Origin of the sequence: Microcoleus sp. AS-A8 (genome assembly GCA_039962225.1) — a bacterium.
In the GTDB taxonomy this organism is placed as follows: domain Bacteria; phylum Cyanobacteriota; class Cyanobacteriia; order Cyanobacteriales; family Coleofasciculaceae; genus Allocoleopsis.
On the sequence record JAMPKV010000002.1, the window covers coordinates 452421 to 475944 of the forward strand.

The 23524-nt window shown below is 48.6% G+C and carries 22 protein-coding genes and 2 pseudogenes; 5 read left to right on the forward strand and 19 right to left on the reverse strand.

What is annotated here, in order from left to right; all coding sequences use genetic code 11:
* Positions 1-163 precede the first annotated feature (163 nt).
* The gene (locus tag NDI48_04980) at positions 164-784 is read left to right on the forward strand and encodes a hypothetical protein (protein ID MEP0830561.1); all 621 of its coding nucleotides are present in this window, start codon (positions 164-166) and stop codon (positions 782-784) included.
* 96 nt (positions 785-880) lie between these two features.
* On the opposite strand, the gene NDI48_04985 is transcribed toward NDI48_04980, so the two are convergent.
* The 8 genes and pseudogenes from NDI48_04985 to NDI48_05020 form a co-directional block, all read right to left on the reverse strand.
* On the reverse strand, positions 881-1072 hold the full coding sequence (locus NDI48_04985; GenBank protein MEP0830562.1) for a hypothetical protein: 192 nt from the start codon (positions 1070-1072) through the stop codon (positions 881-883).
* 207 nt (positions 1073-1279) lie between these two features.
* Positions 1280-2560: a family 1 glycosylhydrolase gene (locus NDI48_04990; GenBank protein MEP0830563.1), complete on the reverse strand. Its 1281-nt coding sequence runs from the start codon at positions 2558-2560 to the stop codon at positions 1280-1282.
* 108 nt (positions 2561-2668) lie between these two features.
* Positions 2669-3490: pseudogene (gene rpoD / locus NDI48_04995) on the reverse strand (RNA polymerase sigma factor RpoD).
* Between the two features lie 279 nt (positions 3491-3769).
* Positions 3770-4426, reverse strand: a pseudogene (locus tag NDI48_05000) (PD-(D/E)XK nuclease family protein).
* Between the two features lie 213 nt (positions 4427-4639).
* A complete protein-coding gene (locus NDI48_05005) occupies positions 4640-4987 on the reverse strand; it encodes a DUF86 domain-containing protein (protein ID MEP0830564.1) in 348 nt (115 codons plus the stop codon).
* On the reverse strand, positions 4974-5291 hold the full coding sequence (locus tag NDI48_05010) for a nucleotidyltransferase family protein (GenBank protein MEP0830565.1): 318 nt from the start codon (positions 5289-5291) through the stop codon (positions 4974-4976). The genes NDI48_05005 and NDI48_05010 overlap by 14 nt, the downstream gene beginning before the upstream one ends.
* A gap of 39 nt (positions 5292-5330) precedes the next feature.
* On the reverse strand, positions 5331-5543 hold the full coding sequence (locus tag NDI48_05015; GenBank protein MEP0830566.1) for a helix-turn-helix transcriptional regulator: 213 nt from the start codon (positions 5541-5543) through the stop codon (positions 5331-5333).
* A 27-nt stretch (positions 5544-5570) separates the two neighbouring features.
* The gene (locus NDI48_05020) at positions 5571-5783 is read right to left on the reverse strand and encodes a helix-turn-helix domain-containing protein (GenBank protein ID MEP0830567.1); all 213 of its coding nucleotides are present in this window, start codon (positions 5781-5783) and stop codon (positions 5571-5573) included.
* 131 nt (positions 5784-5914) lie between these two features.
* Between NDI48_05020 and NDI48_05025 the strand changes: the two genes are divergently transcribed.
* Together NDI48_05025 and NDI48_05030 are read left to right on the forward strand one after the other, a co-directional pair.
* Complete coding sequence (locus tag NDI48_05025; GenBank protein ID MEP0830568.1) at positions 5915-6223, forward strand: hypothetical protein; 309 nt, start codon at positions 5915-5917, stop codon at positions 6221-6223.
* The gene (locus NDI48_05030; protein ID MEP0830569.1) at positions 6220-6639 is read left to right on the forward strand and encodes a hypothetical protein; all 420 of its coding nucleotides are present in this window, start codon (positions 6220-6222) and stop codon (positions 6637-6639) included. Before NDI48_05025 ends, NDI48_05030 begins: the two co-directional genes overlap by 4 nt.
* Here NDI48_05030 and NDI48_05035 read toward each other — a convergent pair.
* From NDI48_05035 to NDI48_05065, 7 genes are all read right to left on the reverse strand, one after another.
* Positions 6595-7269, reverse strand: coding sequence for a phosphoribosylanthranilate isomerase (locus tag NDI48_05035; protein ID MEP0830570.1), 675 nt, complete (start codon positions 7267-7269; stop codon positions 6595-6597). The two genes, NDI48_05030 and NDI48_05035, sit on opposite strands and share 45 nt — an antisense overlap.
* A 116-nt stretch (positions 7270-7385) precedes the next feature.
* Positions 7386-9134: a DUF3352 domain-containing protein gene (locus NDI48_05040; protein MEP0830571.1), complete on the reverse strand. Its 1749-nt coding sequence runs from the start codon at positions 9132-9134 to the stop codon at positions 7386-7388.
* Between the two features lie 310 nt (positions 9135-9444).
* Positions 9445-10695: a lipid-A-disaccharide synthase gene (gene lpxB / locus NDI48_05045; protein MEP0830572.1), complete on the reverse strand. Its 1251-nt coding sequence runs from the start codon at positions 10693-10695 to the stop codon at positions 9445-9447.
* Between the two features lie 104 nt (positions 10696-10799).
* Positions 10800-11621, reverse strand: coding sequence for an acyl-ACP--UDP-N-acetylglucosamine O-acyltransferase (lpxA, locus tag NDI48_05050; protein MEP0830573.1), 822 nt, complete (start codon positions 11619-11621; stop codon positions 10800-10802).
* A 107-nt stretch (positions 11622-11728) separates the two neighbouring features.
* Complete coding sequence (gene fabZ / locus NDI48_05055; GenBank protein MEP0830574.1) at positions 11729-12238, reverse strand: 3-hydroxyacyl-ACP dehydratase FabZ; 510 nt, start codon at positions 12236-12238, stop codon at positions 11729-11731.
* Between the two features lie 156 nt (positions 12239-12394).
* Positions 12395-13429, reverse strand: a complete 1035-nt coding sequence (gene lpxC / locus NDI48_05060) for a UDP-3-O-acyl-N-acetylglucosamine deacetylase (GenBank protein MEP0830575.1) — start codon at positions 13427-13429, stop codon at positions 12395-12397.
* A 213-nt stretch (positions 13430-13642) separates the two neighbouring features.
* Positions 13643-16063 (reverse strand): BamA/TamA family outer membrane protein, encoded by a 2421-nt coding sequence (locus tag NDI48_05065; protein ID MEP0830576.1) that lies wholly within the window; start codon positions 16061-16063, stop codon positions 13643-13645.
* Between the two features lie 669 nt (positions 16064-16732).
* Between NDI48_05065 and NDI48_05070 the strand changes: the two genes are divergently transcribed.
* Both NDI48_05070 and NDI48_05075 read left to right on the forward strand, forming a co-directional pair.
* A complete protein-coding gene (locus NDI48_05070; GenBank protein MEP0830577.1) occupies positions 16733-16894 on the forward strand; it encodes a hypothetical protein in 162 nt (53 codons plus the stop codon).
* A 203-nt stretch (positions 16895-17097) separates the two neighbouring features.
* A complete protein-coding gene (locus tag NDI48_05075; protein ID MEP0830578.1) occupies positions 17098-17364 on the forward strand; it encodes a hypothetical protein in 267 nt (88 codons plus the stop codon).
* A gap of 374 nt (positions 17365-17738) precedes the next feature.
* On the opposite strand, the gene NDI48_05080 is transcribed toward NDI48_05075, so the two are convergent.
* The 4 genes from NDI48_05080 to NDI48_05095 all read right to left on the reverse strand — a co-directional run bounded on the left by NDI48_05080 (position 17739) and on the right by NDI48_05095 (position 23485).
* The gene (locus NDI48_05080) at positions 17739-20402 is read right to left on the reverse strand and encodes an adenylate/guanylate cyclase domain-containing protein (protein MEP0830579.1); all 2664 of its coding nucleotides are present in this window, start codon (positions 20400-20402) and stop codon (positions 17739-17741) included.
* 386 nt (positions 20403-20788) lie between these two features.
* Positions 20789-21922 (reverse strand): glycosyltransferase, encoded by a 1134-nt coding sequence (locus tag NDI48_05085; GenBank protein ID MEP0830580.1) that lies wholly within the window; start codon positions 21920-21922, stop codon positions 20789-20791.
* 39 nt (positions 21923-21961) lie between these two features.
* The gene (locus NDI48_05090) at positions 21962-22285 is read right to left on the reverse strand and encodes a hypothetical protein (protein ID MEP0830581.1); all 324 of its coding nucleotides are present in this window, start codon (positions 22283-22285) and stop codon (positions 21962-21964) included.
* A gap of 48 nt (positions 22286-22333) precedes the next feature.
* Positions 22334-23485 (reverse strand): NAD-dependent epimerase/dehydratase family protein, encoded by a 1152-nt coding sequence (locus tag NDI48_05095; protein MEP0830582.1) that lies wholly within the window; start codon positions 23483-23485, stop codon positions 22334-22336.
* Positions 23486-23524 lie beyond the last annotated feature (39 nt).

Consider the following 23524-nt stretch of genomic DNA (forward strand, 5'->3'; position numbering starts at 1 on the left):
ACCAGCTAAGAGCGGCTAACCCCCAAACTGCAACAACCAGTCTGGAAGCTAGATGAAATGGTAACATTCCTCGACGCACCCCGACTTTTTATGGCAATTAAAATGGGGCGTCTGAGATTTTGGGCTACTACACATCCACCCAAAACAGGAGTGCTTTACCTTCATGTCCCAAAACTTGATTACGGCTGGGGTCATTGACCCCCGGCAAATCCCTCTCGACCAAATCCGGCAGCAAGTCGCCACCTACCTCAAAATTCCCCTCCAGCAAATCGAGCATATCGAGTGCTGGAAACACCAAATCTGGGTCAAATTGGTGGAATCCCGTGCCAAATTTATTAGCTATCGCAGCTTACCCCTGTGGATTGACCAAGGATTGACGACCATCTTTCGCTGCACTAACCGCCCCGATTTGGATCGTTTAGGTGAAATCTTGCGTACTGAACGAGACTGGTACGACGAGAATGAAATGTCTCAAGCGGTGCAACCTTGGCGCGACGCTTGGGCGAAACAAGCCCAACTCCTTCGGGAAGAGGACGAACGCCTGCAACCCTTTCGCGCCCATCAGCAGGCGGGGAGAGAGTGGTATTCGGCCTGGGAACGAATATTGCGCTGTTGTCACGATTGTACCGGACTCAAGCATTTAGCCCCAGAAATTCAGCGACAAAGCCAGGAATTTACCGATTTACTTGACGTGACGGAAGCCATGCAACGCCTGTGGAGCGATCGCTGGAAGGAACTATCAGAAACGATGGTTGCGAAGCACACTGCCGAAGAGAGCACCTAATTTTTTAGCTGAAGTAGAACTATGGGTAAGCTTTCGGCCTCTCAAGAAAAGGATATAGGGTGAGCAATGCCCACCCCTGAACGTTTTTGAGGATTATTATTTCTTGTTCTCTGGTCGTTGGGTAGCCTCCTGATTCTCAGGCGCTTCTTCTGCTCTAAGTGCAGCAGTCCCTTCCGCCAGTAAATCCCCCGGCTCTACGGATAAGTCAGCCGCTGTATCAATGCGACCATTGGCGTTTGTATTTGGTTTTACCGAATTGCCTTTATGGCTAGCATGTCCACTACCCATGAGTCTTTACCTCTATATCACGTATCTAAACACACCTCAGCTTAGACTTAGTGATTGAGACGATTACCCTATCCTGAGACTTAGATTCCGCATTTTGTTGCGATCGCTATTTGCGATCGAAGACAACGAGTAAGTACCCCTGGCTCCAAAGAACAGTGGTTAAGCGGCTGTAAATGGTACGAAAGACCGACTAGAAAATGTTGGATTTTAGACCACTCGGTTCTGACGAATGCACTCGGCATACCAGTTAAAACTTGCTTTGGGAATACGTTTTTGCGTCTTGTAATCGGTGTAGAGGATACCGAAGCGATCACTGTAACCCCGACTCCACTCAAAGTTATCCATTAAACTCCACAGGAAGTAACCTTTGAGAGGATACTTTTCTTGGATGGCTCGATGAGCTGCCCTCAAGTACTGCCGCAGATATAAGATGCGATCGCTATCAATAACCTCGCCGTTTTCGTTTAATTCATCTTGGGTAATGCAGCCGTTTTCACTTACGAACACGGGCAAGTCATGACGCCCCAATGTGTCGCTCACATGACGAATCGCCCAATACAGGCTCTCAGGAATGAACTTTATCCAGGTTGCCTGCATCTTAGGATAGCTTTTGGGAAAGTCGAGGAGTTCGTATCCTTGTGGATTGTTAGCGGCACGGGCATATTTACCCGTGTACAGATTAATCCCAAAGTCATCGAGGGGTTGGTGAATCGTCTTGAGGTCACCGTCCTGAATATCGGGTGCATCAGCGCCCAATTCTTTTAGCATGATGGGACTATAGGCACCTGTGAGGGCAGGAAAAATGATGCCTCCATTGAACCAATACGTATGAAATGCTGTTTGGGCGGCTGCGATATCGGCGGCTGATTCAGTGAGGGGAACAGTTGAGCCAATGTCCAGAACTAGCGCGATCGCACAGGGTTTAGGCGAAGCCGCGCGGATGGCTTGACAGCCGAGTCCATGAGCTAGTAAGGCGTGGTGAGAGGTTTGCCATACTTCTTTTTTGGAGCTAACGCGGGTGCCAGGGGCGTTGTTGGGTTGGCTGTCTACACCGTAACCGAGATGAGTGAATTGGGAGATTTCGTTCAGGGTCATCCAGTGGGTGATGCGATCGCCTAATCGAGTGACAATGGCGGTAGCATAGTCCGCAAAGTCGGATGCGATCTCCCGACTGCGCCAAGAACCGTACTTGTCCTCTAATGCTTGCGGCGAGTCCCAATGGAATAAGGTGGCGTGGGGGGTAATGCCGTATTTGTTTAACTCATCAAGCAGACGTTTGTAGAAATCGACGTCTTCTTCATTCACTTTTCCTCGACCATCGGGAATAATGCGAGGCCAAGCGGTGCTGAAGCGATAGTGCTTGACGCCCAGTTGTGCCATTAACTTGATGTCGTCTTTGTAGCGGTGGTAGTGGTCGCAGGCTACAGCCGGTGAACTACCATCTTTAATCCGTCCGGGGATAGCACTGGCTGCTTGTAAGTCCTTCATTGATCTCTGATAGTCTTTTAGAGCCATATAAGCGCTACTCCGCATATTGTAAGCATTAGCATCGTTAGGGTTGAGTTGAATTGCCTGAGTGAAATCCTTAACCATGTGTCCATCATCTAACCCATAGCGCAGTCGCACTACATCCCGTTCGCCGGGGCTAAGAGTGTCAAGAACACTTTCTAGGTCTTCCCGAAGCAGATTTTTGGAAACCTGATCCTCTGGGGTTTCGCCATCGGCTTCAATGAAGTCTCCAAGGCGAGAGTCTTCTTCTTTCCCGATTGGCGTTTCTAAGGAGATTGGCAGTTGAGCAGATTTGGCAATGAATCGCAGCTTCTCGATGGTCATTTCCATACGTTCTGCAATTTCTGCTTCTGTCGGTTTGCAACCCAATTCTTGGGCAAGAATTTTGGTCGTTTTTTTGATACGCGAGATCGTTTCATAGAGATGAACTGGCAAGCGGATAGTACGGGATTGGTCGGCGATCGCTCTCGTTATTGCCTGTCGAATCCACCAAGTAGAATACGTGGAGAACTTGTAGCCTTTTTCATGATCAAACTTTTCTGCCGCACGAATCAAACCCAAGGAGCCTTCTTGAATTAGGTCTTGGAATGATAGACCCCGATTCATATATTTCTTAGCAATTGAAACCACCAAGCGTAGATTTGCCTGCACCAATTTATCTTTAGCCCGTCGCCCAATGTAGAGGCGATGGCGGAAGGCTGGTAAAGCCATATTCACCTCCATTGCCCATTCACTGTCTTGCGGCTCCCGTTCTAACTGCTCATACAAGCGCTCGCGTATACGCTCTAATTCCAATAAGTCAGCAATCTTACGGGCTAGCTCAATCTCTTCGTCTGCCCGTAACAGGCGTATGCGACCAATCTCTTGTAAGTATAGGCGGATTGAGTCCTCTGTATAGTGCTTCTTTTTAGTTCGACCATGATGGGTAGAGTAAATCTCATCAGGCTCACCTTGTATTAAGACTGAGTGATTGACAGTTGGGAATAAGTGGCTTGCTGGTTGTGGTAATGTCTCAAGTTTAGTCGCTCTGTATCGGAGTACTGGCGATAGGCTAAATACCTTTTGTACCTTAAATTTTGAACCATCTGGGTTAGTAATTATTGTTCCCGGTGTAGGTAGTTTTGCATTGAATTCCCTGGCTCTCTGTTGCCACTCCTGACAATGCTTATTCAGTGCCTTTGGATTCAACTGAATTATCTGTGGTTTCTGGTTAGGTAGGGCGATGGCAATCAAGGCGTGTTTTATAGCCAATCCGTAGGTCTTGTTTGCTGCATCTAGATAAGCCGCACATTGGATTTTATATTCGTGTATCTGCTCCTCCGAACAAGGCTCTTCGCGGGTTTTCCAGTCTATAAGACAAAGCACTTCTTTTAATTGCACAATGCAGTCTACTTTTCCCCAATAACCCAGTTCTCGGTGAAATACCTCAGCTTCTACGTGCAGTACTTTTTGTATCTGCTTAAGCGCAGGCTCAATTGACCTCCTCCACGGCTCTAGGTCTTCAGGACAAGGTGTTGAACTTTGCTGGAGATACTGTTCTATCCACTTGTGTAGCCGTATACCACGATGTCGCGCTTCCACTGCTGATTGTTTACCCTTTACAGAAGAGTGAGCGCTTGTTTTGTAAAATTCTTTCGTTTCTCTGAGGATACGTCCGACACTCCCTAATTTCTCTTTAATACACCGACGAAACCATGCGAGTGAATCTCTATCACTTTGCAATCTACATAGGCTTCCTGCTAAAACTGGCTCATTGAGGCTGTCAAAGATGATATCGAGGGCTTTATAGTTACGTTCCTGGCAGCAATCGAGTACTTGATTGATTAGACTTTTTGGTTGTGTCATGGATAGCAATTCTTGCTGGCGGTGAGAATACACTTCTCTCTTAAAGTTCCCGCTAGGGACTTGCTACTAACATTTATGACAGCATAATTTTTTTAAGCGCCGAGATGTAGATACCCGTCGGTTTACATTCCTTTAGGCCTTACACTTGGCTGGGAGCGATCGCTCCTCACATAAAAGCGAGATCGCATCCTCCCAAAAACAGCCTCTTTTCAGTCACGCCTGCTCCTCTGGTGGAACGAGAGGCTCGATTTGTTGGATGAGTTCAGGAATAGAAATTGTTGCTACATTCCATACCTCATCCAAATCCACATCGTCATAGTCATGAATCAGAATATCTCGCATTCCAGCCATTTGTCGCCACGGTATTTCTGGATGACTGCCTCTAAATGCTTCCGAGAGTCGCTTAGTTGCTTCTCCTATAATTTCCAGTTGTCGCATGACAGCAGACTGACGCATCAAATCCGTCTCAAATGTATCTCTATCAGCACCTACTACAAACATTTGCACCAGTCGTGCTGCTACCAAAATATCTGCAAGAGAACTTAAATCACGATGCAGCATAAATAACTTCCGCCGAGCTAAGAATGGCTTTCCGGCGAATATAATTACGGCTGCGCTCAATTCCTCGTTTGCTAACCAAATCTACCTTACGCTCAAAAATCACCTCTAGCTCATCTTGCATATCTACATGATTGAACAGTGTCCATCGAGCATCAGGTGAAAACGCCACGAGGACATCAATATCGCTATCTGGACGGAAATCATCTCGCAGCACCGAACCAAAAAAAGCAAATTCTGTGATTTTCCAGCGTTGGCAGAAGTCTGCAATTTTATCTATCGGGATTTCGATATTTTGTACAACCATCACGCTGCCTATCCAAATGAATCTAAAGGAGCGATCAACCTACTCTTCTAAAACTTCAACCACATCATCAATCATCACATCAAATACACGGGCGAGTTTCTGCAAAGCCGTATAGTCCACAGTTGCCAGATTGGGAGAATGGGCATAGCTTCTGACTGTACCGTAGGGGATTCCTGAGCGATCAGAAACTTCTTTAAGTGTCCAACCCTTTTCAGCAGCTAGTTCCCGAACTCGCAACCTAATTAATCCCATCCAGATAAGCCTCAGAGGTTAATAAACCTACTCTTCCACAATCTCCACTAAGTCTTCAACAGAAATACCAAACACGCGAGCCATTTTGTGTAAGGCAGTGTAGTCAACGGTTGCCATGCCTGAAGACTTTGCATAAGTTGCGATCGTTGTATATGGAACACCTGTTCTATTAGAGACTTCTTTTAACGTCCAACCCCTCTGCTCAGCAAATTCCCGAACTCGCAACCTAATTAATCCCATTCCACCGTTGACAAATACGAGTACTCGTATTTCAATGAACTTATGAACGACAAGCGATCGCCCTCGTGCCCGGAAAACATTAGAGCGATCGCCTTTCCTCAAACATCCCACAAAGTGGGAAGGATAGCTTTATGATACCAAAATCACAGGCTGGCAAGATGAAAAAGTTAGACCAGGCAACCTTTCGAGGAGAAGGGTGGCAACTGGTCACAGACAGCCAAGCTATTGCGTCAATCCTCAAAGCCATTGCCGTTAAGGATGATGAATACCGTTCGATGTATGTCCTGACTGGAGTTGATCAGGCTTTAGTTTCGGTACCAGGTTCTACCTCTTTGCTGGAAGTATGGGCGGGTTGGCACAAAGAACCTCGCAATGGACGCGCCTTTGTCTGCCTCTATGACAGAGGGAAAGCCTACACTGAGCAAGGGCAAGAATTATGACTACTCTGTTTCGTCGCCTCCAGCCTGCTCAGAAATTCCGGATTACCATACATGAGATCGCACAAATCCTAAAAATTCCTCAACACCTGATTGTGCGCCTGGAATGTTGGGCATATGTACTATTTGTCCACCGCCAAGACAAAGGGGGACAATTCATTAGTTACCGCCAGCTACAACAGTGGCGCAATGCTGTAGCCTGCCAGATGCAGAATTGCTCAACTTGGCAAGAGTTACGATCACTTTGGCTAGCCATTGAATTCGATTACAAAAGGCACAAAGAGCAGTACGACGACAAGCATTACCCGTTTTTATCTCAAATCTGGACAAAATACTGGCATAAGCTTTGGGATGAAGAACCATTCAGCGATTCGCTAGCTCATAAAACTCGCTTCAACTTGAGTGAAGAATTGAGCTAACTTCTTCTCATCCAATTTTCCATCGGTGCGAACACCACTACAAACATTCACGCCAAAGGGTTGTATTTGTTGAATGGCATCAAGGACGTTATCCGCCGTAAGTCCCCCCGATAGGAACACAGGCACATCCACTAACTCCCGAATCTGTCGGCTAGTTTCCCAACTGTGAATATGCCCCTTTCCACCCAGTTCTTTTATGTCCTGGGATGGATTGCCAGAATCCAACAATAATCCATGAACGTGAGGAGCCATCGAAACAGCCTCTTCTATGGATTCTTTATCGTTAACATGAATCACCTGAACGATCGCAATTCCTGGTAATGCCTGACGTAAATCATCGCAAGTCCCGGATAATAGGCGATCGCAAATCTGCACCGTATTTACACCCAAGCGTCGTTGCTGTGCGATAATTCCCAACGTATCGACCTTACTGGTTACCAAAAACGAAGATACCGCAGGCGGCACAATAGCAGCGACTTGGGCGATCATCCCTTCGGCAAGTACTCCAGGCCCACTGGGCATATCGGGAACTAAGCCCAATGCCGACGCTCCGTAACGAATCGCGAGATTGGCTTCTTCTACACTGCTAATGCAGCAAATTTTTACTCTAGGTCGTTTTGTGGGTTCCATCTGAGATCTTGCATTATAGTCACTGAGCCGTCAATCCCACCAGAAAGTAAACCCTTGCAGGGTTTACTTCTTACTTCAGCCTTCAGTTGACGGCTATTTTCCCGGAAGAGTCTGAATTAGACTGCGTCGGTGTTATCCAAGCGGAAGAAGAGCTTGCTCCGTTGGACACCCTTGTCGCTACCATAACTGCTAACACTGAGCGATCGCAAATGCTCAAAGAAGGGTTTTGCTACAAGTTCCACCACTCGAACAATCGGTAGCTGACGCTCAATCAGCGTTCCACTCTCTCGCCAGTCAAGATACAGATAGCCATCATTGGGCTGAGGTAAGGGCGCGATCGCATTGTTAAATCGGTCACTCTTGACTAAAGAATTTTCCACGCCTTTGAGCGCTTGATTCATGGCCTCAATCGAAGTCGTGAAAATCTCATAATCCCCTACAGCCGTGTGGGCACCCCCTACTTGTGCCTCTAACTTCATCAAACGCTTATCTTTACTCCCAACCGGAGTCGCCGAGGTAACCAGCTTCGTCCAGGCGGTGATGGCTGTATCTCCTAGGGGCAGAGAGCCTACACTCAATCCTCGTTGCTTAGCAACAGCGTCTAGATGCTCAATAGATGACTCCGCTGCATCTGAACCTTTTTGCGCCACAAAAATCCAATCGGGATTGCCTCGATCTGGACGCGGCATCATCGAGAGGGCATATTCGCCTTGCACCCAACTAAAGATATCCTCTGGCAGTTGAATCCCCCAGCGTGACTGCAAACTGGCGACAGCTTGTTCAAGCAGGGGTTTGAGAGCATCCTCACTTCCCTCGCCGGATGAGAGTTGAGTCCAGAGTTGGTTCAAATTAGTTCCTGCGATCGCCAAAGCACTTTGGGCGGGAATGTACTGCAAAGCTGCCACCGGCTCAGACAGGGTCGGTTCTCGGCTGCTATCATTCGCTTCTGACCCCAGTAAAGCCGTTTGTGCGACTAACCCTAGACGGTTCAAGGAGAGGCCAAGAGCAAGGGTTTCAGACCCCTTGAACGAGTCTCGCACGGGGGCTGGCTGTTTGGAAATCCATGCGGCTAGGGAGGGTATATTGACAAAACTTAGGCCAATCCGTGGCTCAGAGAGAGTTTCCAGCATTTGCTGGTACTCGTGGTCATCCTCTAAGCTGAGGTTGGCGGCTTGGACATTGTTGAGGGCATCGCGCAATACCTTGGGGTGATTGGCAAATAAAACGAAGCGATCGCCCACTACCGCACTCGTTAGGGCTTCGGGCAGGGGGCTTTGAGGGGAACCCGAACCGTTGGTAGATGCCTCAATTTGGCTTAGGGGTCGCCTGTAAATCAGGTTCACGCCCTTGTACTTTTCAAAGACGATATCGTCAACGCTTGTCGCCGCCTGTTTGGAATAAAACAGTTGCAAGAACTCCCGCGCCCGTTCTCCGTCCTTCGTCTTGACGACGAGTAGATAGCCAGGTTGGGTTGCATTGGCTGGGTTGCGGTCAAAGTCTAAAGAGGTTACCGCCAGGGTGATTTCATCGCCCAGCCAGGGTTGAATATCTCGCTGATAGTTTATGTCCGTGTTGAGCAGGAGGCTGTTTTCGATTTGGTTGAGTTCGGCACGCGCTCGCCGTCGTGCGATTGGACGTGCTACCAGTTGCCGAAATGCCTCCAATCGCGCTGGGTTCACCAGGAGTGATACCATAGCCGGTGACTGTTTCGGCACAAAAATAGCAGCCGTGGGATTGGCCACTACTCCTTGTTGTAATAAATTTAGGGGGCTTTGAGAGGTTAACCAGAAAAAGCCAGCCACTGCAATCAACAGTAACCCAATGGCTCCTGCTGCCAGGACATAAAAAAATGAGCGTAGCTTCATGATGAAATCTAACCGCGTCCGATGGCGATTGAGGGAGGAATAATCTCAATTCCACGCTTATTGTACCAAATGCGGGTTGACCACTCTCTTTATCACGAAAAAGAATCTCCCTTAAACTACCCCGCCCTGATGGATCGCTGAGGATGGGGATTTCAGTAGCCTTAAGACATGATGTATGTAGAGAGCAAGCAAGTCCTGAACCTCCAGGCTGGTTTAAGAGCAGCCCCAAAGTGGAAAGATTCTTAGCTGCATTCTCGTCCGCATCATCGGTTTAATCAGGCTAGGAATTGCAACGATTGCTGCAAGCCACCTACAAAGGTGACATGCTCCCGATCGCCTTTTGTTTTTCCGGCGACTCACCTGCTAATTGCAGAATCTCACAGGCCGCGCGATCGCAAACTCCAACTTCCCCTAACAATTGGCGCATTTCTTGATAATCAGCCTGGGTTTGTTGACGCCTTTCTGGATTAAACAGAAGCTCTAACGATTCATTAACAATATTTTCTGATGTGGCTTGTTCTTGTAATAACTCTGGCACAATAGAACGCATCACCACGAGGTTAGGCGGCGACATAAAAGGAATCGAAAACTTCAAAAGACGAGCAATCGAGTAAGTCAAAGGACTGACCCGATAAAAAACAACTTGTGGCACATTTAACAGCGCCAATTCCAAGTTCACCGTCCCTGACTTCGTAATGGCTAAATCAGCCGCAGATAGCACTTCCTGCGTTTGACCCGAAACCAGAGTTGCCCTTAGACCATAACGCTCAATCGCCGCTTCAATTGCAGGTCGATAAGCTTCTAGAGACAAAGGAATCCAAAAGAGTGGGGATTGGGAATTGGACTTTTGACTTTCTGCTGTCTCCAGTAATTTCGACTGGAGTTGTCGTGCTGCCTCAAAAGCTACAGGCATCATATACTTAAGTTCTTGTCGCCTAGAAGCCGGGACAAGCGCGATCGCCATCTGCTCCGGTTCAATTCCGAGTGCTGCCCTTGACTCCTCCCGCGTCGGCGTCAATCGCATCCGATCAACCAATGGATGACCCACCCAAGTCACAGAAGCTCCCTTTTTTTCAAAATAACGGGCTTCTTCGGGGAAAACTGCCAACAGTTGGTCGGTCATCTTCACAATGGTCATCGTATCGCGGGGAAGAATCGACCGAGCTGACCAAACCCAATCTTGTGGGGCAATATAATAAGCAATCGGCATCTGCGGTAGGTGACGCCGCATAAAACGACCCAGGCTGAGATTTGGCCCCATATAGTCAATCAGTACCACCAAATCAGGTGGGTGCTGCCGCAGGTACTGTTTAGCACGCTGCTGAATTTGCAGAGTCGGCACGACAAAAGGCAAAGATTCCAGAATTCCCACCGAACCTATGCCAGTGGTATTACCCAACAGCGTGGCACCCGCTGCTGCCATTTTCTCGCCGCCTAGCGCCACAATCTCTAAATCTAACCCTATGGCCTCTGCCTGACGTTTCAAGCCGTCAATCAGGAGTGCCCCTTGTAAATCACCAGAAACCTCTCCGGTGCTAATAAAAATGGTTTTGCGTGTCATGACTCATTGGTAAAGAAGAGTTGAAAGCCGATCAAGTTAAAAGGCGAGCCAGTTGAAAGTTGAATATTAAAACTTTCAACTTTCAACCTTCCAACCTTCAACTCTTAAAAACCTTCAACCTGTAACCCTTTGATGCGACGACCAGGAATTACACCCCGTCGTCCCTCCATCTGAGATAACTGCAAAAATCGGCGTAGGTGCTGTAAGTGTTCGCTATCGGAGAGTAAATCTAGATGTTCTAAGGATTGAGGCAGCGTGTATCCAGAACGATACAGAGTTCGGAATGCTTTTTTGAGCTGTCCGATTTCAGTCGCCGTTATTCCAGCGCGCTTAAGTCCCACTAAATTGAGCGATCGCACTCTAGACGGATTTCCCTCAATTAACATGTAGGGTGGCACATCCCGGTCAATTCGGCTCATACCACCGACCATCGCTAAACGCCCAATGTGGACAAATTGATGAATCCCTAAAACTCCACCAATCGTTGCCCTGGACTCAATGTGAACATGACCTGCCAAAGCAACGGCGTTGGCAATAACAACCGAGTCGCCAAGGACGCAGTTGTGGGCGACATGAACATAAGCCATTAACAAATTGTTGCTGCCAACCACCGTTGTCTCACCCGCAGCCGTGGCTCGGTTAATGGTGACATACTCCCGAATTCGGTTGTCATCGCCAATTTTAACCCCAGTGGTGGCTCCGTCATATTTGAGGTCTTGGGGTTCCGAGCCGATCACCGCACCAGGAAAGATTTGATTCCTGGCTCCAATCTCTGTTGGCCCTTCTAGCACGACATGAGCACCAATCGTCGTGCCTGGACCCACCTTGACATTATCCCCAATCACAGCATAGGGGCCAATCTGAACCGTGGGGTGGAGTTCAGCACCGGGATGGATAACAGCAGTTGGATGTATCAGTGTTGCCATAGAAGTGTTGAGTTGGATAGGAGCTCCTGCTCCTGTGCTGTGAGCTTGAGGGAGTGAGTTATGAATTTAAAACTTTAGACTCAACACCGTCGTACTCAAAGCGACATTTAGTCTACGAGAGAAAACAATAATTCGCCTTCTGCGACTCGTTGACCATCGACAACCGCACGAGAGAGCATCTTTCCAAAACGACGCCGCTTGATCGATATCAGTTCCGTGGTCATGATCAGTTGGTCTCCAGGCACGACAGGACGACGAAAACGAACTTTGTCAATGCCAGCAAAAACAAATAATCCACCCTCCAAATCGGGCAACTGAGTCAAGACAATACCGCCAACTTGAGCCATGGCTTCTACAATCATTACCCCAGGCATCATCGGGCGTCCGGGAAAATGTCCTTGAAAGTGGGGTTCGTTGAAGGTCACGTTCTTGATGCCAACGGCTCGTTTGCCTGGAACATATTCAATAATCCGATCCACTAAAGCAAACGGATAGCGGTGGGGTAGAAGTCTCTGAATGTCTTCAAAGGTAAGAGCTTGGCTCGATGGTTGAGCGCTCGGCTTCTCAACAGTTTCTGTGGAATTCGGGTGGGTGTTAACGTCGGTCAGTATAGACATTTTGGTGCTTCGGAGGGTTGCAGGTTGCAGGGCGAGTCGGTTGCCAGGTTAATAAGTTGTCCGGTTAGTAGGTTAGCAGGTTACAGGTTACAGGTTATAGGTTATAACGTTTAACCTTCCAACTTTCCCGCCTTCCCGCTTTCAACGTTCTAACCTTCAACCCATTTGTTGTGCTAGCTCTTGAGCCAGTTGGACATGCAAATGGTGGCTAGCTTTGTAGGCAAGGAAGTGAGCTACAGGAAAAGTTCCGAGTAGACTTAAATCCCCTACTAAATCTAAAAGTTTATGACGCACTGGCTCATTTGAAAATCTTAAGGGAGGATTCAGCCAGCCAGTATCGTCACAAACTAGGGCATTGTCTAGGCTCCCGCCTTTAATTAAACCGGCTTGTCGCAATTGCTCAACTTGGTGCGCTAAACCAAAAGTTCGAGCCGGTGCGATGCTTGTGGCAAAACTCTCCTGCTCCGGTGAAAAGCTATACCATTGATTCCCGATCGCAGGTGAATCAAAATCAATGCCATAAGTAAATCGGAGCGTCGGTGCTGGCAAGGCAGCAACAAAGGCATCTCCTTGGTGTACCCAGATGGGTTGCTGTAAGGCAAACGAGGCGGAAAGTGTTCTTGAGGAATTCCCCACCTCTATGTGTCTTTTCACCAAAGGTTCCGATGTCCCTGTGTCTTCTTTTCCCTCTTCGGTCTGGACTCCGTCCCGTTTGGACGCTAGCGCCATCACTAAAGCATTGTTCCCCCTCTCCTGCTCTCCTGCCACGACACCTACTCCCTGAATCGCCTCTACCCAAACCTGGGCTGAACCATCTAACAGTGGAACTTCCGGGCCATCAATTTCAATCCTCGCATCATCAACGCCGCTACACGCTAACGCCGCTAATAGGTGTTCCACGGTTCGCACTCGTGCTTCCCTGTGGGTAGATTGAGGCAAAATGATGCTGTGTTGCGCTGCATTGTCCATTTCTGAGTCACTGGTGATCAGTGCTTGGAGTTCAGTAGACAGTCTGGTTTCATAAACAGCCTCGACTCGTGCTGGAATGATCGGTGATCCAGGCAAGTCCACTCGCACGAAATAGCGTCCCTCCCCAGGAGTAGCAGGCAGCACTCGCACATTTGTCAAGATACCGCTATGTAGTCCAACGCCGGAGCGATCGAAAATACCACCCAAGGTGTATTGAGCCATAGGTTATTCGTCACGACTGATTAGTTTAAACAGGGATTGGGCGTTGGCAGGTTGAAGGTGAAGTTCAAGAGCGTCGCTACGGCTTCTCTAGAGTTGGTGAACATTGGCAGGTTGATCTGTTCAATGTTTCAACCTACGGCTACCCTACCCCTTTGGGGAACGCTAGGCGAATAACCTTCAACCTTCAACCTTCAACCTTCAACCTTCAACCGTTTAGAATCGCTCTCCAATGCCGAAGTGCAACTGAGAGTCGCCTTGGTCATTAAAACCATAGTCCACGCGAATTGGACCTAGCGGCGACTGTACGCGGATACCTAAACCGTAGCCAAAACCATTGCCGGGTTTGCCCCGCACGCCCGCTGGGTTACCCGGAACGTTTTCACCGGAACCGAGATCACTGGCATAGTCCAAGAACAAAGCACCACCTATCACAGAGAAAACAGGGAAGCGATATTCAGCCGTAGCCTGAATATAACGACGCCCTGCTCCCACATCTCCTTCACCGTAACCCCGTACCGAATTAACGCCACCCAAGGAAAACGCTTCATAAGGCGGCAAATCGCCCAGCACGGTTCCCCCTTGAACATTAAAGGCAAGAGCTTGGGGGCCTTTGGTGAAGTTGGTAAAGTTCACAGGGATGTAGTAGCTGTAGCTGCCTCTCAGGCGGGTCATGAGGATGGAGCCGACGGGAATCGACTGTTCCGCACCCAGTCGCAGCAGAGAGCCGCTGGTGGGTCGTATGGGGTCATTGCGCCGATCGCGCACAGCACCCAACTGAAGGGTCAACAGGTTGTCTTTTCCACTCTCATCAAAGCTTAAGAGTCTGCCCGCCTCATCCCTGGGAGTAACATCACCCTCGCTATTGGTGACGGAAATCCTTTGATACTGTAAGCCTAAGGAAGCCGTCCAATCCGCTGGGGTGAACACATCTCTCGACAACGGACGGGTGAAGGTAATACCGCCTCCTGTTCGCCGGATACGGGGGCGATCGCGATCTCCGTCATCGTCGGGTGGGAGGAACACTTCTGGGTCACCGCCCTCAAAAATCAGGGAGATCGAGCGGCGTCGGAAGGCGTTTACTGTATACGATGTACGGTACGGATCGCCTGCAATCCAGGGGTCTGTAAACCGTGCGTCAAACAGGAACTCCCGTTGACCCACCTGTACTTCGGCTCCTAAGGTCTGATTGTTACCCCCCAGGTTTTGCTGTTGATAGCTCACAGAACCAAACAGACCACTTGCCGAACTAATCCCACCCCCTAGCGCCAGAGAACCGGTGTTTTTCTCAATCACATCCACGACTACAACCACTTTACGGGGGTCAGTACCGGGGGCAAAGGAAAGCCGCACATCATCAAAAATACCCAAGCCAAACACGCGCCGCAAGTCTCTTTGAGCTGTCTCCCGATTAAAGACATCGCCCGGTTTAAGTTGCACCTCTCGCGTAATGATGAAGTTACGGGTACGACCCCTGATCGTTTCACCCTGCTCATTTGTCGTCTCTCCCTCTTTATTGAGGAAACGCACCTGAATATCTTCAATGACCCCTTCTGCCACGATTAACGTGACTTTCCCATCGGCGGTCACTTGCTGAGCATCAATGACCTGAGCGAGGTCATAACCGTTATCTTTGTACCATTGATTGACCTTTTTAATGCCCTCTTGCAGGTCGCGCAGGTTTAGGATTCTGCCATACTGCTGGCTGAAGATGTTCTCGACAACTTGAGCAGGCAGGACTTGCGTACCGGCACCTTCCGGAACGGTTTGAACCGACACATTCCGCAGCACGGGGTTAGCCTCTACCACAAAAGTCACGCGAACCCCCAGAGGTGTATCTTCTGGCTGTACATTCACACTAGAGAAGTAGCCTGTGGCGAAGATGGCATTCACATCTTCCTGCAACTGGGAGCGAGTGGTTGCCTGTCCCGGTCGAGTTTTAATCACGCGAAAAATTTCCTCTTCCAGTTCCCCTTGTGCGCCACTGATGTCCACTTCCGCAACGAGAACTCTTGGTTCTGGCTGAGTCGGTTGCGATTGAGTGTCTGGAGGAGTTGAAAATTCGGGCGCTGGGGTTGGCGTTGGTGAAAAGTCCTGCGTCGGGCTTGGTGAGGGACTGGGTGAAAGTTCCTGCGTCGGGCTTGGTGAGGGACTGGGTGAAAGTTCCTGCGTCGGGCTTGGTGAGGGACTGGGTGAAAGTTCCTGCGTCGGGCTTGGTGAGGGACTGGGTGACGGTGAGGGACTGGGTGACGGTGAGGGACTGGGTTGCACAGAACCTCCGGACTCAGCATCCTGTGCCATCAGGGGTTGCACACTAGAGGTTTCTGGCACAGGTAGAGTCTCGACAACCCCATTGTTGACCCTTTCTGGTTGGCGTTCTGTTGATGCCACAGACTCCGAATCTATGGGAACAGCATCTTGATTAACATAGACTGGCTTTGAAATTGAGCCTGAATGACGCTCAGTGGTCGGCTCAGCGTTAGCTGTAGGCACTCCTCCACTGCTGTTGGTCGCTTCTGGTTCTGTTGCTTTTGACTGGGGACTGGGCAAGTCTAGGGTTTGCCCCTTCACCGGGTTGGATAAACAGAAAGTGGCTGAAGCAGCCAGCATTGCTGCTAAAAAGGGAGATAAGCGCATGTCTTTGAGCTCTTTTGACACTTCCACACACCACGTTTATTGCAAGTCAGCGAAAGACGCTAGCGAGTCTTGCGTCGCTATCCGTTTCTTATTTTTTGTCCATTGTCCATTGTCTGTGAAGAGTTTTAACGATTTGCTGATCGCTAATCTGAAAAAAGCGATGGGGACTGGGCAGGATAAAGGTTTTTCCTGTAAGACTTACGCATTACCTCTACATCTTGGATGAAAGCAGGGCAACCACAGAGCGATTGTCCCTACAACTGGTATTGGTGCATAAGTCCTGTGCTGTTGTTGTGTACCCAGTGTGTGGGTCTCTAGCTAGCCGTCAACCCCAGTAATACCGCAACGGTTGAAAAAGGTCATGAGAATTTCGAGACTGAAGGAATTGACATCGGCTACCAGTACTAATGTTCCTGAGTATCACCTCCAATGAACAAATTCACACCTGTTTAATACCATTTCACTTTAAGTTGCTTAGCGAGCAAACTAGGGGCAGTAGAGCAAGCCAGGGGCATAAGGAAAATAATTTTTATCAGGAATTAAGTGAATTGGTATAACAAACCCCAATAGAACCATTAACGAGTTTAGTCTGCTAGGAGTAAAATAGAATCTTCTACATCAGTCATACTGGAGAAAAATTATAGACCGATTTGTTGCCTTGGGCAGGCAATGCTTACACTAATCATGTGCCAAGATGTCCGCAATGGATATCCGTTATCCGAGACAGGCGTTTATGGCATCCGCAAACTCACTGAAAAAAGGCTGTTGCTGGGGTTGATTTTTCAAAAAAATTACCGTAAAAATACTGTTGATTTAGATAATTTTATCTAGGATATATATATATATATATATATATATATTAAAGAGTAAGGAATAGATTTTTAAAGCTACTTCGCTCAAGTCAAAGCGTCCAATTTCTATAAGGCTGGCTAAATTCCAGGAAAACGCGAAAATAGATTGGATTAAGCCGATTAGAGAATTGAGAGATTTTCACCTCAAGCGGCGAATTTTAAAATAAAAATAAGGAGATAGCTATGGCTGATAAATTTGATTTTCTATATCCTCGCAGTCGCTATTACGGCCAGGTCAAACCAGAGAATCTGGTCTTCAACGCTAATCTACAGGAGTTTACTCAACGGGTCAACTATATCTGTAATCTAGAAACGGGCGGTAAACTTTCCCCAGAAGAAGCTTACTCCCAAATCAAAGAACTTTGGAAACAGTTGAAGCGCACTAAAAAGCAACTCTCGATTGGTCAGCACCCATTCCAAAGTGATGAAGGAGAAAACGAGGAAGGATGAATGAGAAAGTATGAAGGATGAAAAAAGGTGGTTTAGAGTTCATACTTTCGACTTCTTCATAACAAATTATTCGTCGTGGGAAACTCCGTGTATGAGACACCGCAAGAGGAACAAGCGGGAGCGGTTTTTACCGCCTACCCGCCAACTGTTGTAGGAAAGAAACTTAATCTCCGTTGTAATTGCATTTTGAGTTAAGCGTTTTCCTGTTTTCAGGCAGTGAAGACTCACTGCCTTTGTGTCTGGATCTTTCTTCGTAGGCAATTCCCAGACAGTTCAGCAATTGGCTAGACACCGTTTTAGTCTCGGATGAAGAAGGTGGTGAAGCTTCCTCTTCCCAGCCCCCGAATTCTATTCGGGGGTTAGTGACAACTTGATTATTTCGTTGTTAGCGTGTGAACACCGTCCCACCACTCTGGGGGCGGATTGTTACGATAGTAGGCCGCTCGATCTAAATGGATTGAGACAGCTTGGTCAGTGGGTGGCTTTAAGGGATAAGCCTGCTCAAAGTAGATGAGAGCTTTTTCAAAGTCTCTGTTGAGGTAGGCTTGGCGTCCTGCGGCGTAAAAATCTAAAAACCGTTTCGTCGTGTTGTTAAGGGGTACATCGGATTCACCAATTAACTCATAAATACTAACAGCTTGGTTTTTGCCCTTAACCCGGATTCGATCTAACTCACGTACCCAGATGCGATCGCAACACAAGGAATAAGTATATTCACTTAAAATAATATCGCAGCCATACTCTTTAGTGGCGCTTTCCAGCCGTGCGCTTAGATTCACTCCATCCCCAATCACGGTATAATCCATCCGTTTTTGGGAACCAATATTCCCTGCAACCACCTCTCCCGAACTAATCCCAATCCCAATCCGGATTAAAGGTTGGTTAGTTAACATGCGCGACTGGTTAAACGCGGCTAAGCGCCAGCGCATATCCAAGGCTGACTTCACCGCCATCCAAGCGTGATTTTCTTGTAAGGGTAAGGGGGCACCAAACACCGCCATCAAGGCATCCCCAATAAACTTATCTAAAGTACCCTCGTGGTTAAACACCGCCTCCACCATCGTTTCAAAATACTGGTTCAGCAGCGACACCACCTCAGCCGCTCCCAGGTTCTCCGTCAGCGTTGTATAGCCTCGGATGTCAGAAAATAGAATCGTGACGTCCTTGCGTTCACCGACCATCAGGCTATCTTCACCCCGTGCCATGACTTGCTCGGCAACTCTGGGGGTCATGTAGCGATACATGGTGGTTTTCATCCGCTTTTCGCGTGTCATATCTTCCAACACCACCAGTCCCCCCCGCACCGTTCCCTCTAGATTCGTCAGGGGGTTAACGGTTAGGTTAATACTGCGTTCAATTTCCCGGACTTGCTCATTCGACAAGTAGGTTGAGGCGTTGGAATCCCAAGGGGTTTCATTCCAAGGAATAAACACATTGGGGTCATCATTTTTCGGGAGTGCCAGGATGTAGACATCGCCGTCAGGACTTCCGTAAGGAGTCGTAAACTCTGCTCGACTCCCCATTCCCCTTTCCCAGTTTAAAACCGCACTATTCCCCAACGTCCCATGACCGTTGAGAGTTGAGCGTCCCGGACTTTTATACAAACCCAGGGTCAGGGTTTGCTCTGGCACATAATGTTTAGTCCCCGTTGTCAGGCTGCCCTGGAGACGCTCCTTGAGATTGTCGATGGGCACCACGTCCCAAACGTAGCGACCCATGAGTTTATATTCCCACAACTGCTGGATTTTACTGTCCTTGCTCGTGTGGGGACAACCCAGTAAGGCGAGAGCCGCATCATTGATGGTGACAATCCGCCCCTGCATATCGGTGGAGATCACAGCATCGGAGAGGCTTTGCAGAATGTCTTTCTGATATTGTTTTTCGATCAGGACATTTTCAAACAGCTTGGCGTTTTCCAAGGCAATTCCGGCCTGAATATTAAAGGCTCGCATGAACTCTTCATCCGAACTGCTGAAGCTGCCTTGCTGCTTGTTGATGAGCTGAGTTACCCCAATCAATTCGTTCTTAGAGTTATAGACAGGCATACAGAGAATGTTGCGAGTCACATAACCCGTGCGTCGGTCTGTGCTGGGATCGAAGCGAGGGTCTTTGTAAGCATCAGGAATATTCAGGGTTTGACCCGTGGAGGCCACATAACCCGCGATGCCACGATTAGCCGGGATGCGAATTTCGACAAAGTCTGACCCATCTGCTGTCGCCACCTTGCTCCAAAGTTCGCCCGTTTCCTTGCTCAGCATAAACAGGGTACTGCGGTCTGCCTGCATTAAATCGCGAGCTTGATCCATCACGAGACGGAGCGTGGCTTCTAAATCGAGGCTTTGACCCAAAGAAGCTGTGGCTTTGAGCAGTGCCGCCGCGCCCCGTTGGTTGCGAGCCGCCATATAAAAGGATTGACAGGTTTCCAGAATTATGCCTATCGAGGCGGCAAAGTCCCGAAATCGCTGTTCGTCGTCGGCATCAAAGGGCGTACCCCCCGCTTTGTTTAACAACTGAACCACGGCAACCACCTGTTTGTTGCTGCTGAGAATGGGCATACACAGGAGGGTGTGCGTCTGATAGCCGGGGCGTTCGTCTACTTCTTTATTAAATAAATGGTGATTGTAGGCATCGGGTATATTAAGACACTCTCCTGTTGCCGCCACATGACCCGCTAGACCCACATTTAGAGGAATTCGGACTTCTATCGGTTTGTTGGTTTCGGCTTGGGGAATTTTTGCCCAGAGTTGACCTTTGTCGGCATCAACCAGGAAGATAGTTGTGCGATCGGCTTGTAGGATTTGACCAATTTTTAGGGTAAAGGCATCCATCACCTGCTCTAACATGGTTTCCAGGGCTTCGTTGTTGATCATTTCGATCGCCCGTAGAAATTGCTGAAATTCAGCGGTGATAAAGTCCAGCAAGCAGATGAATTCGGGAACGGATAAGTCCTTGACGCGGTGAGTCAGGGCGCTTGTCCGATTGAGTTGGGTTAACTGGGTCAGGCTAGCCAGAATGCTACCAACGTTGGAGAGTGTCATAGTGATGGCTGTTTAACAACTATCGTGTAATCCAGCTTGTAGCGACGGATGGGGGTGACTTCACTGGGGAGATGAGGAAATGTTTGAGAGCTTAGGACAAGGTGACTCAGACCGAAAGATGCACGCCAGTGGTCAAAAGATGGTATGACACCTAAAAAATTAGATGATAACATTTGTAAACTGGAACTCCTGAATATCAGTAGTCCTACCTACGAATGTATCCACTCCTTGGAAGTAAAACAAGGGTTGATGCCCCCAATCGTCCAAAGATTGACACCGCAACTCGAATCGTAGGGTACGTCGAGACGCACCCTACCTTGTTAGTTTGGTGGGCTACAATGACGCTCTCCAGACCGTCAGCGATATGTATTAGCGATGGCTAAAGGTCATGCGGCTGATGACATTGACTGGGATACGACTACGGCTCTGTAATAATTTTGCAACTGGCGTGTCGCTGCCGCCCAGCCCCAACGTTCGGCTTCCGCCCTCGCGTTTTGGCGCAGGGTTTCCCGTTCTTCTTGCCGTTCTAACAAACGTTGAGTGGCTGTGATTGCACCCTGTTCATCGGCTGGGTTAAACAGGTATCCATTCACCCCATCGGTGACAATATCAGGGATACCCCCAGAACGTGCAGCGACCACAGGGCAACCGGCTGCCATGGCTTCTAGTAACACTAAGCCCAGGGTTTCTGTGCGCGAAGGGAAGACAAAGGCATCAGAGGAAGCAAAGGCCGCACCCAATTCTTTTCCAGTAAGGTAGCCCACAAAATGGGTGGGTGTGCCCGCAAAGTGTTTTTCCAGGGCGCTGCGATGGGGGCCATCTCCCACTAAGGCGAGACGGGCGTTGGGAATGGCTTCTAAAACGGGCTTGATGCGCTCAATCTCTTTTTCTGCCGAAAGACGCCCCACATAGAGGAGGATCGGGCTTTCGGGGTGTCCTTGAGAGAGGCGCGAGCGCATTTCCTGGGAAACTAAGCTGGGATGAAACGTTTCCGTATCAACCCCTCGCTGCCACAAGTCCAAGTGGAGGATACCATGCTCTCTCAACTGCTCGATCATTGCCGTCGAGGTACACAAATTGAGCTGGGCTTGATTGTGGCTAGCCTTAATTAACTCCCACATCACCGGTTCTAACATCCCCAGCCCATAATGTTGGAGATACTGAGGCAGATGGGTGTGGTAAGACGCCACCAAAGGAATTTGCAGCATCTTCGCATAATACAGCCCACCTAACCCTAAGACAGCTGGGTTGACCACATGAATCAAATCCGGTCGAAATTCCTCTAAAGCAACCCCAATGGACGGGCGTGGCAGAGCAAGTTTGAGTTCTGGATATAGAGGCAGTGGGAAGCCAGAGACGCCGTAAATTTTGGCTCCTTTGTATTCTGTCAGCCCGCCATCTGGGGAGATAACCAATACTTGGTCACCGTTACGCTGTAGATGTTCGACGGTGTGACATAGGCGCGTTACGATGCCATCAACCTTGGGTAAAAAGGTTTCAGTAAATAGAGCGATTCTCATGAGGATTAGGGGCTATCTGTAGTTAAATTTCATCTCATTTCAAGATGTCTTTTCTTGATTAGGGAGGGTGCACAAGCCATGAATTCCAATCGCCATGATGACCCCACCGAGAAGGACTCCTATGCCTTCAGCAAAGCAATTAATTCTGTGTCGGTTCTCCGCAGCTTGAGCAATCAATAGGTCGCGTTCGCGAGAAGTTGGAGATTGAGCGATTCTCTGATAATTTTTATGACTCTTGTCGAGCGCTGTCCAATCTGGCAATAGGTAGTAGGCACTAATCGCCGACGCTCCCAACCCTGGAAGTACGACAAATAGTAAGAGGATAACCTGTTTTATATTCACATCAATTGCATCTTCAAACAACAGAGGTAATCGCCAAAACGATTACCCCGTTACTGTAGACGTTCTCACCTATCGACGCCAAGATACTTTGGGCAAGATTTGGTTTTTGTCCACACGATGCTGATACTTATGGGCAAAGTTCAGTAAGGAATCGAGAAGAGAATCAGAGAGATAGTGAGGTTCTAAACCCAGACTCAAAAGACTGGTGTTTTTGGCATAGAAGTAGTGTTGTTCTAACTCAACTCTGGGGTTATCGATGTGGTTAACGCTGACATCAAGTCCCATTTTTGTGCCTGCGTTTTGTACCATCGCGGCTAAATCGCCCACGCTGAAGAGTTCAGTGAATTGGTTGAACACACGGAATTGACCGGGATCGGCGGGGTTTGCGATCGCAATTTCCACACAGCGCACCGTATCCCGAATATCCAAAAAGCCGCGAGTCTGTCCACCTTTACCATATACGGTTAAGGGATAACCAATGGCTGCCTGGATACAGAAGCGGTTGAGGGCTGTCCCAAAGACGCCGTCATAGTCTAAGCGGTTGATCAAAAGTTCGTCCATGCCCGTTTCTTCGGTGAGGACACCATAGACAACCCCTTGATTCAAGTCAGTGGCGCGTAATCCCCAAACTCGACAAGCAAAGTGGATATTGTGGCTGTCATGAACTTTGCTGAGGTGGTAGTAACTTCCGGGCTGTTTGGGATAGGGAAGGGTATCTTTGCGCCCGTTGTGTTCGATGGTAATATAGCCTTCTTCAATATCAATATTTGGTGTGCCATACTCACCCATCGTCCCCAACTTCACCAAGTGGCAATCGGGGAAATCTTGTCGCATGGCATACAGTAAATTCAGTGTGCCTACAACATTATTCACTTGAGTGAGTACAGCGTGTTCGCGGTCAATCATCGAGAAGGGTGCTGACCGTTGTTCACCAAAGTGGACGATCGCTTCTGGCTGAAATTGATGGAGTGCTTTGATCAGGAACTCGTAATTGGTAATATCGCCAACAAACAGGTCAATCGACTTACCGGTGAGGTCTTTCCAGCGCTGAAGGCGTCGCTGAATCGGTGCGATCGGTGTCAAAGTGTCAGCACCTAATTCCAGATCCCAGTGACGGCGCACCAAGCTATCGATAATGCCGACTTCATAGCCTTTGTTGGAAAGATAAAGTGAGGTTGCCCAACCGCAATAGCCATCCCCGCCAATAACCAGGACTTTCATAATTGCTCAAAAAACTTTACTTACCGCTACTTCGGTAAT

Coding starts and splice junctions, on each gene's coding strand:
- NDI48_04980 (MEP0830561.1), top strand. CDS start 164: ATGTCCCAAAACTTGATTACGGCTGGGGTCATTGACCCCCGGCAAATC.
- NDI48_04985 (MEP0830562.1), bottom strand. CDS start 1,072: ATGGGTAGTGGACATGCTAGCCATAAAGGCAATTCGGTAAAACCAAAT.
- NDI48_04990 (MEP0830563.1), bottom strand. CDS start 2,560: ATGAAGGACTTACAAGCAGCCAGTGCTATCCCCGGACGGATTAAAGAT.
- NDI48_05005 (MEP0830564.1), bottom strand. CDS start 4,987: ATGCTGCATCGTGATTTAAGTTCTCTTGCAGATATTTTGGTAGCAGCA.
- NDI48_05010 (MEP0830565.1), bottom strand. CDS start 5,291: ATGGTTGTACAAAATATCGAAATCCCGATAGATAAAATTGCAGACTTC.
- NDI48_05015 (MEP0830566.1), bottom strand. CDS start 5,543: ATGGGATTAATTAGGTTGCGAGTTCGGGAACTAGCTGCTGAAAAGGGT.
- NDI48_05020 (MEP0830567.1), bottom strand. CDS start 5,783: ATGGGATTAATTAGGTTGCGAGTTCGGGAATTTGCTGAGCAGAGGGGT.
- NDI48_05025 (MEP0830568.1), top strand. CDS start 5,915: ATGATACCAAAATCACAGGCTGGCAAGATGAAAAAGTTAGACCAGGCA.
- NDI48_05030 (MEP0830569.1), top strand. CDS start 6,220: ATGACTACTCTGTTTCGTCGCCTCCAGCCTGCTCAGAAATTCCGGATT.
- NDI48_05035 (MEP0830570.1), bottom strand. CDS start 7,269: ATGGAACCCACAAAACGACCTAGAGTAAAAATTTGCTGCATTAGCAGT.
- NDI48_05040 (MEP0830571.1), bottom strand. CDS start 9,134: ATGAAGCTACGCTCATTTTTTTATGTCCTGGCAGCAGGAGCCATTGGG.
- lpxB (MEP0830572.1), bottom strand. CDS start 10,695: ATGACACGCAAAACCATTTTTATTAGCACCGGAGAGGTTTCTGGTGAT.
- lpxA (MEP0830573.1), bottom strand. CDS start 11,621: ATGGCAACACTGATACATCCAACTGCTGTTATCCATCCCGGTGCTGAA.
- fabZ (MEP0830574.1), bottom strand. CDS start 12,238: ATGTCTATACTGACCGACGTTAACACCCACCCGAATTCCACAGAAACT.
- lpxC (MEP0830575.1), bottom strand. CDS start 13,429: ATGGCTCAATACACCTTGGGTGGTATTTTCGATCGCTCCGGCGTTGGA.
- NDI48_05065 (MEP0830576.1), bottom strand. CDS start 16,063: ATGCGCTTATCTCCCTTTTTAGCAGCAATGCTGGCTGCTTCAGCCACT.
- NDI48_05070 (MEP0830577.1), top strand. CDS start 16,733: ATGCTTACACTAATCATGTGCCAAGATGTCCGCAATGGATATCCGTTA.
- NDI48_05075 (MEP0830578.1), top strand. CDS start 17,098: ATGGCTGATAAATTTGATTTTCTATATCCTCGCAGTCGCTATTACGGC.
- NDI48_05080 (MEP0830579.1), bottom strand. CDS start 20,402: ATGACACTCTCCAACGTTGGTAGCATTCTGGCTAGCCTGACCCAGTTA.
- NDI48_05085 (MEP0830580.1), bottom strand. CDS start 21,922: ATGAGAATCGCTCTATTTACTGAAACCTTTTTACCCAAGGTTGATGGC.
- NDI48_05095 (MEP0830582.1), bottom strand. CDS start 23,485: ATGAAAGTCCTGGTTATTGGCGGGGATGGCTATTGCGGTTGGGCAACC.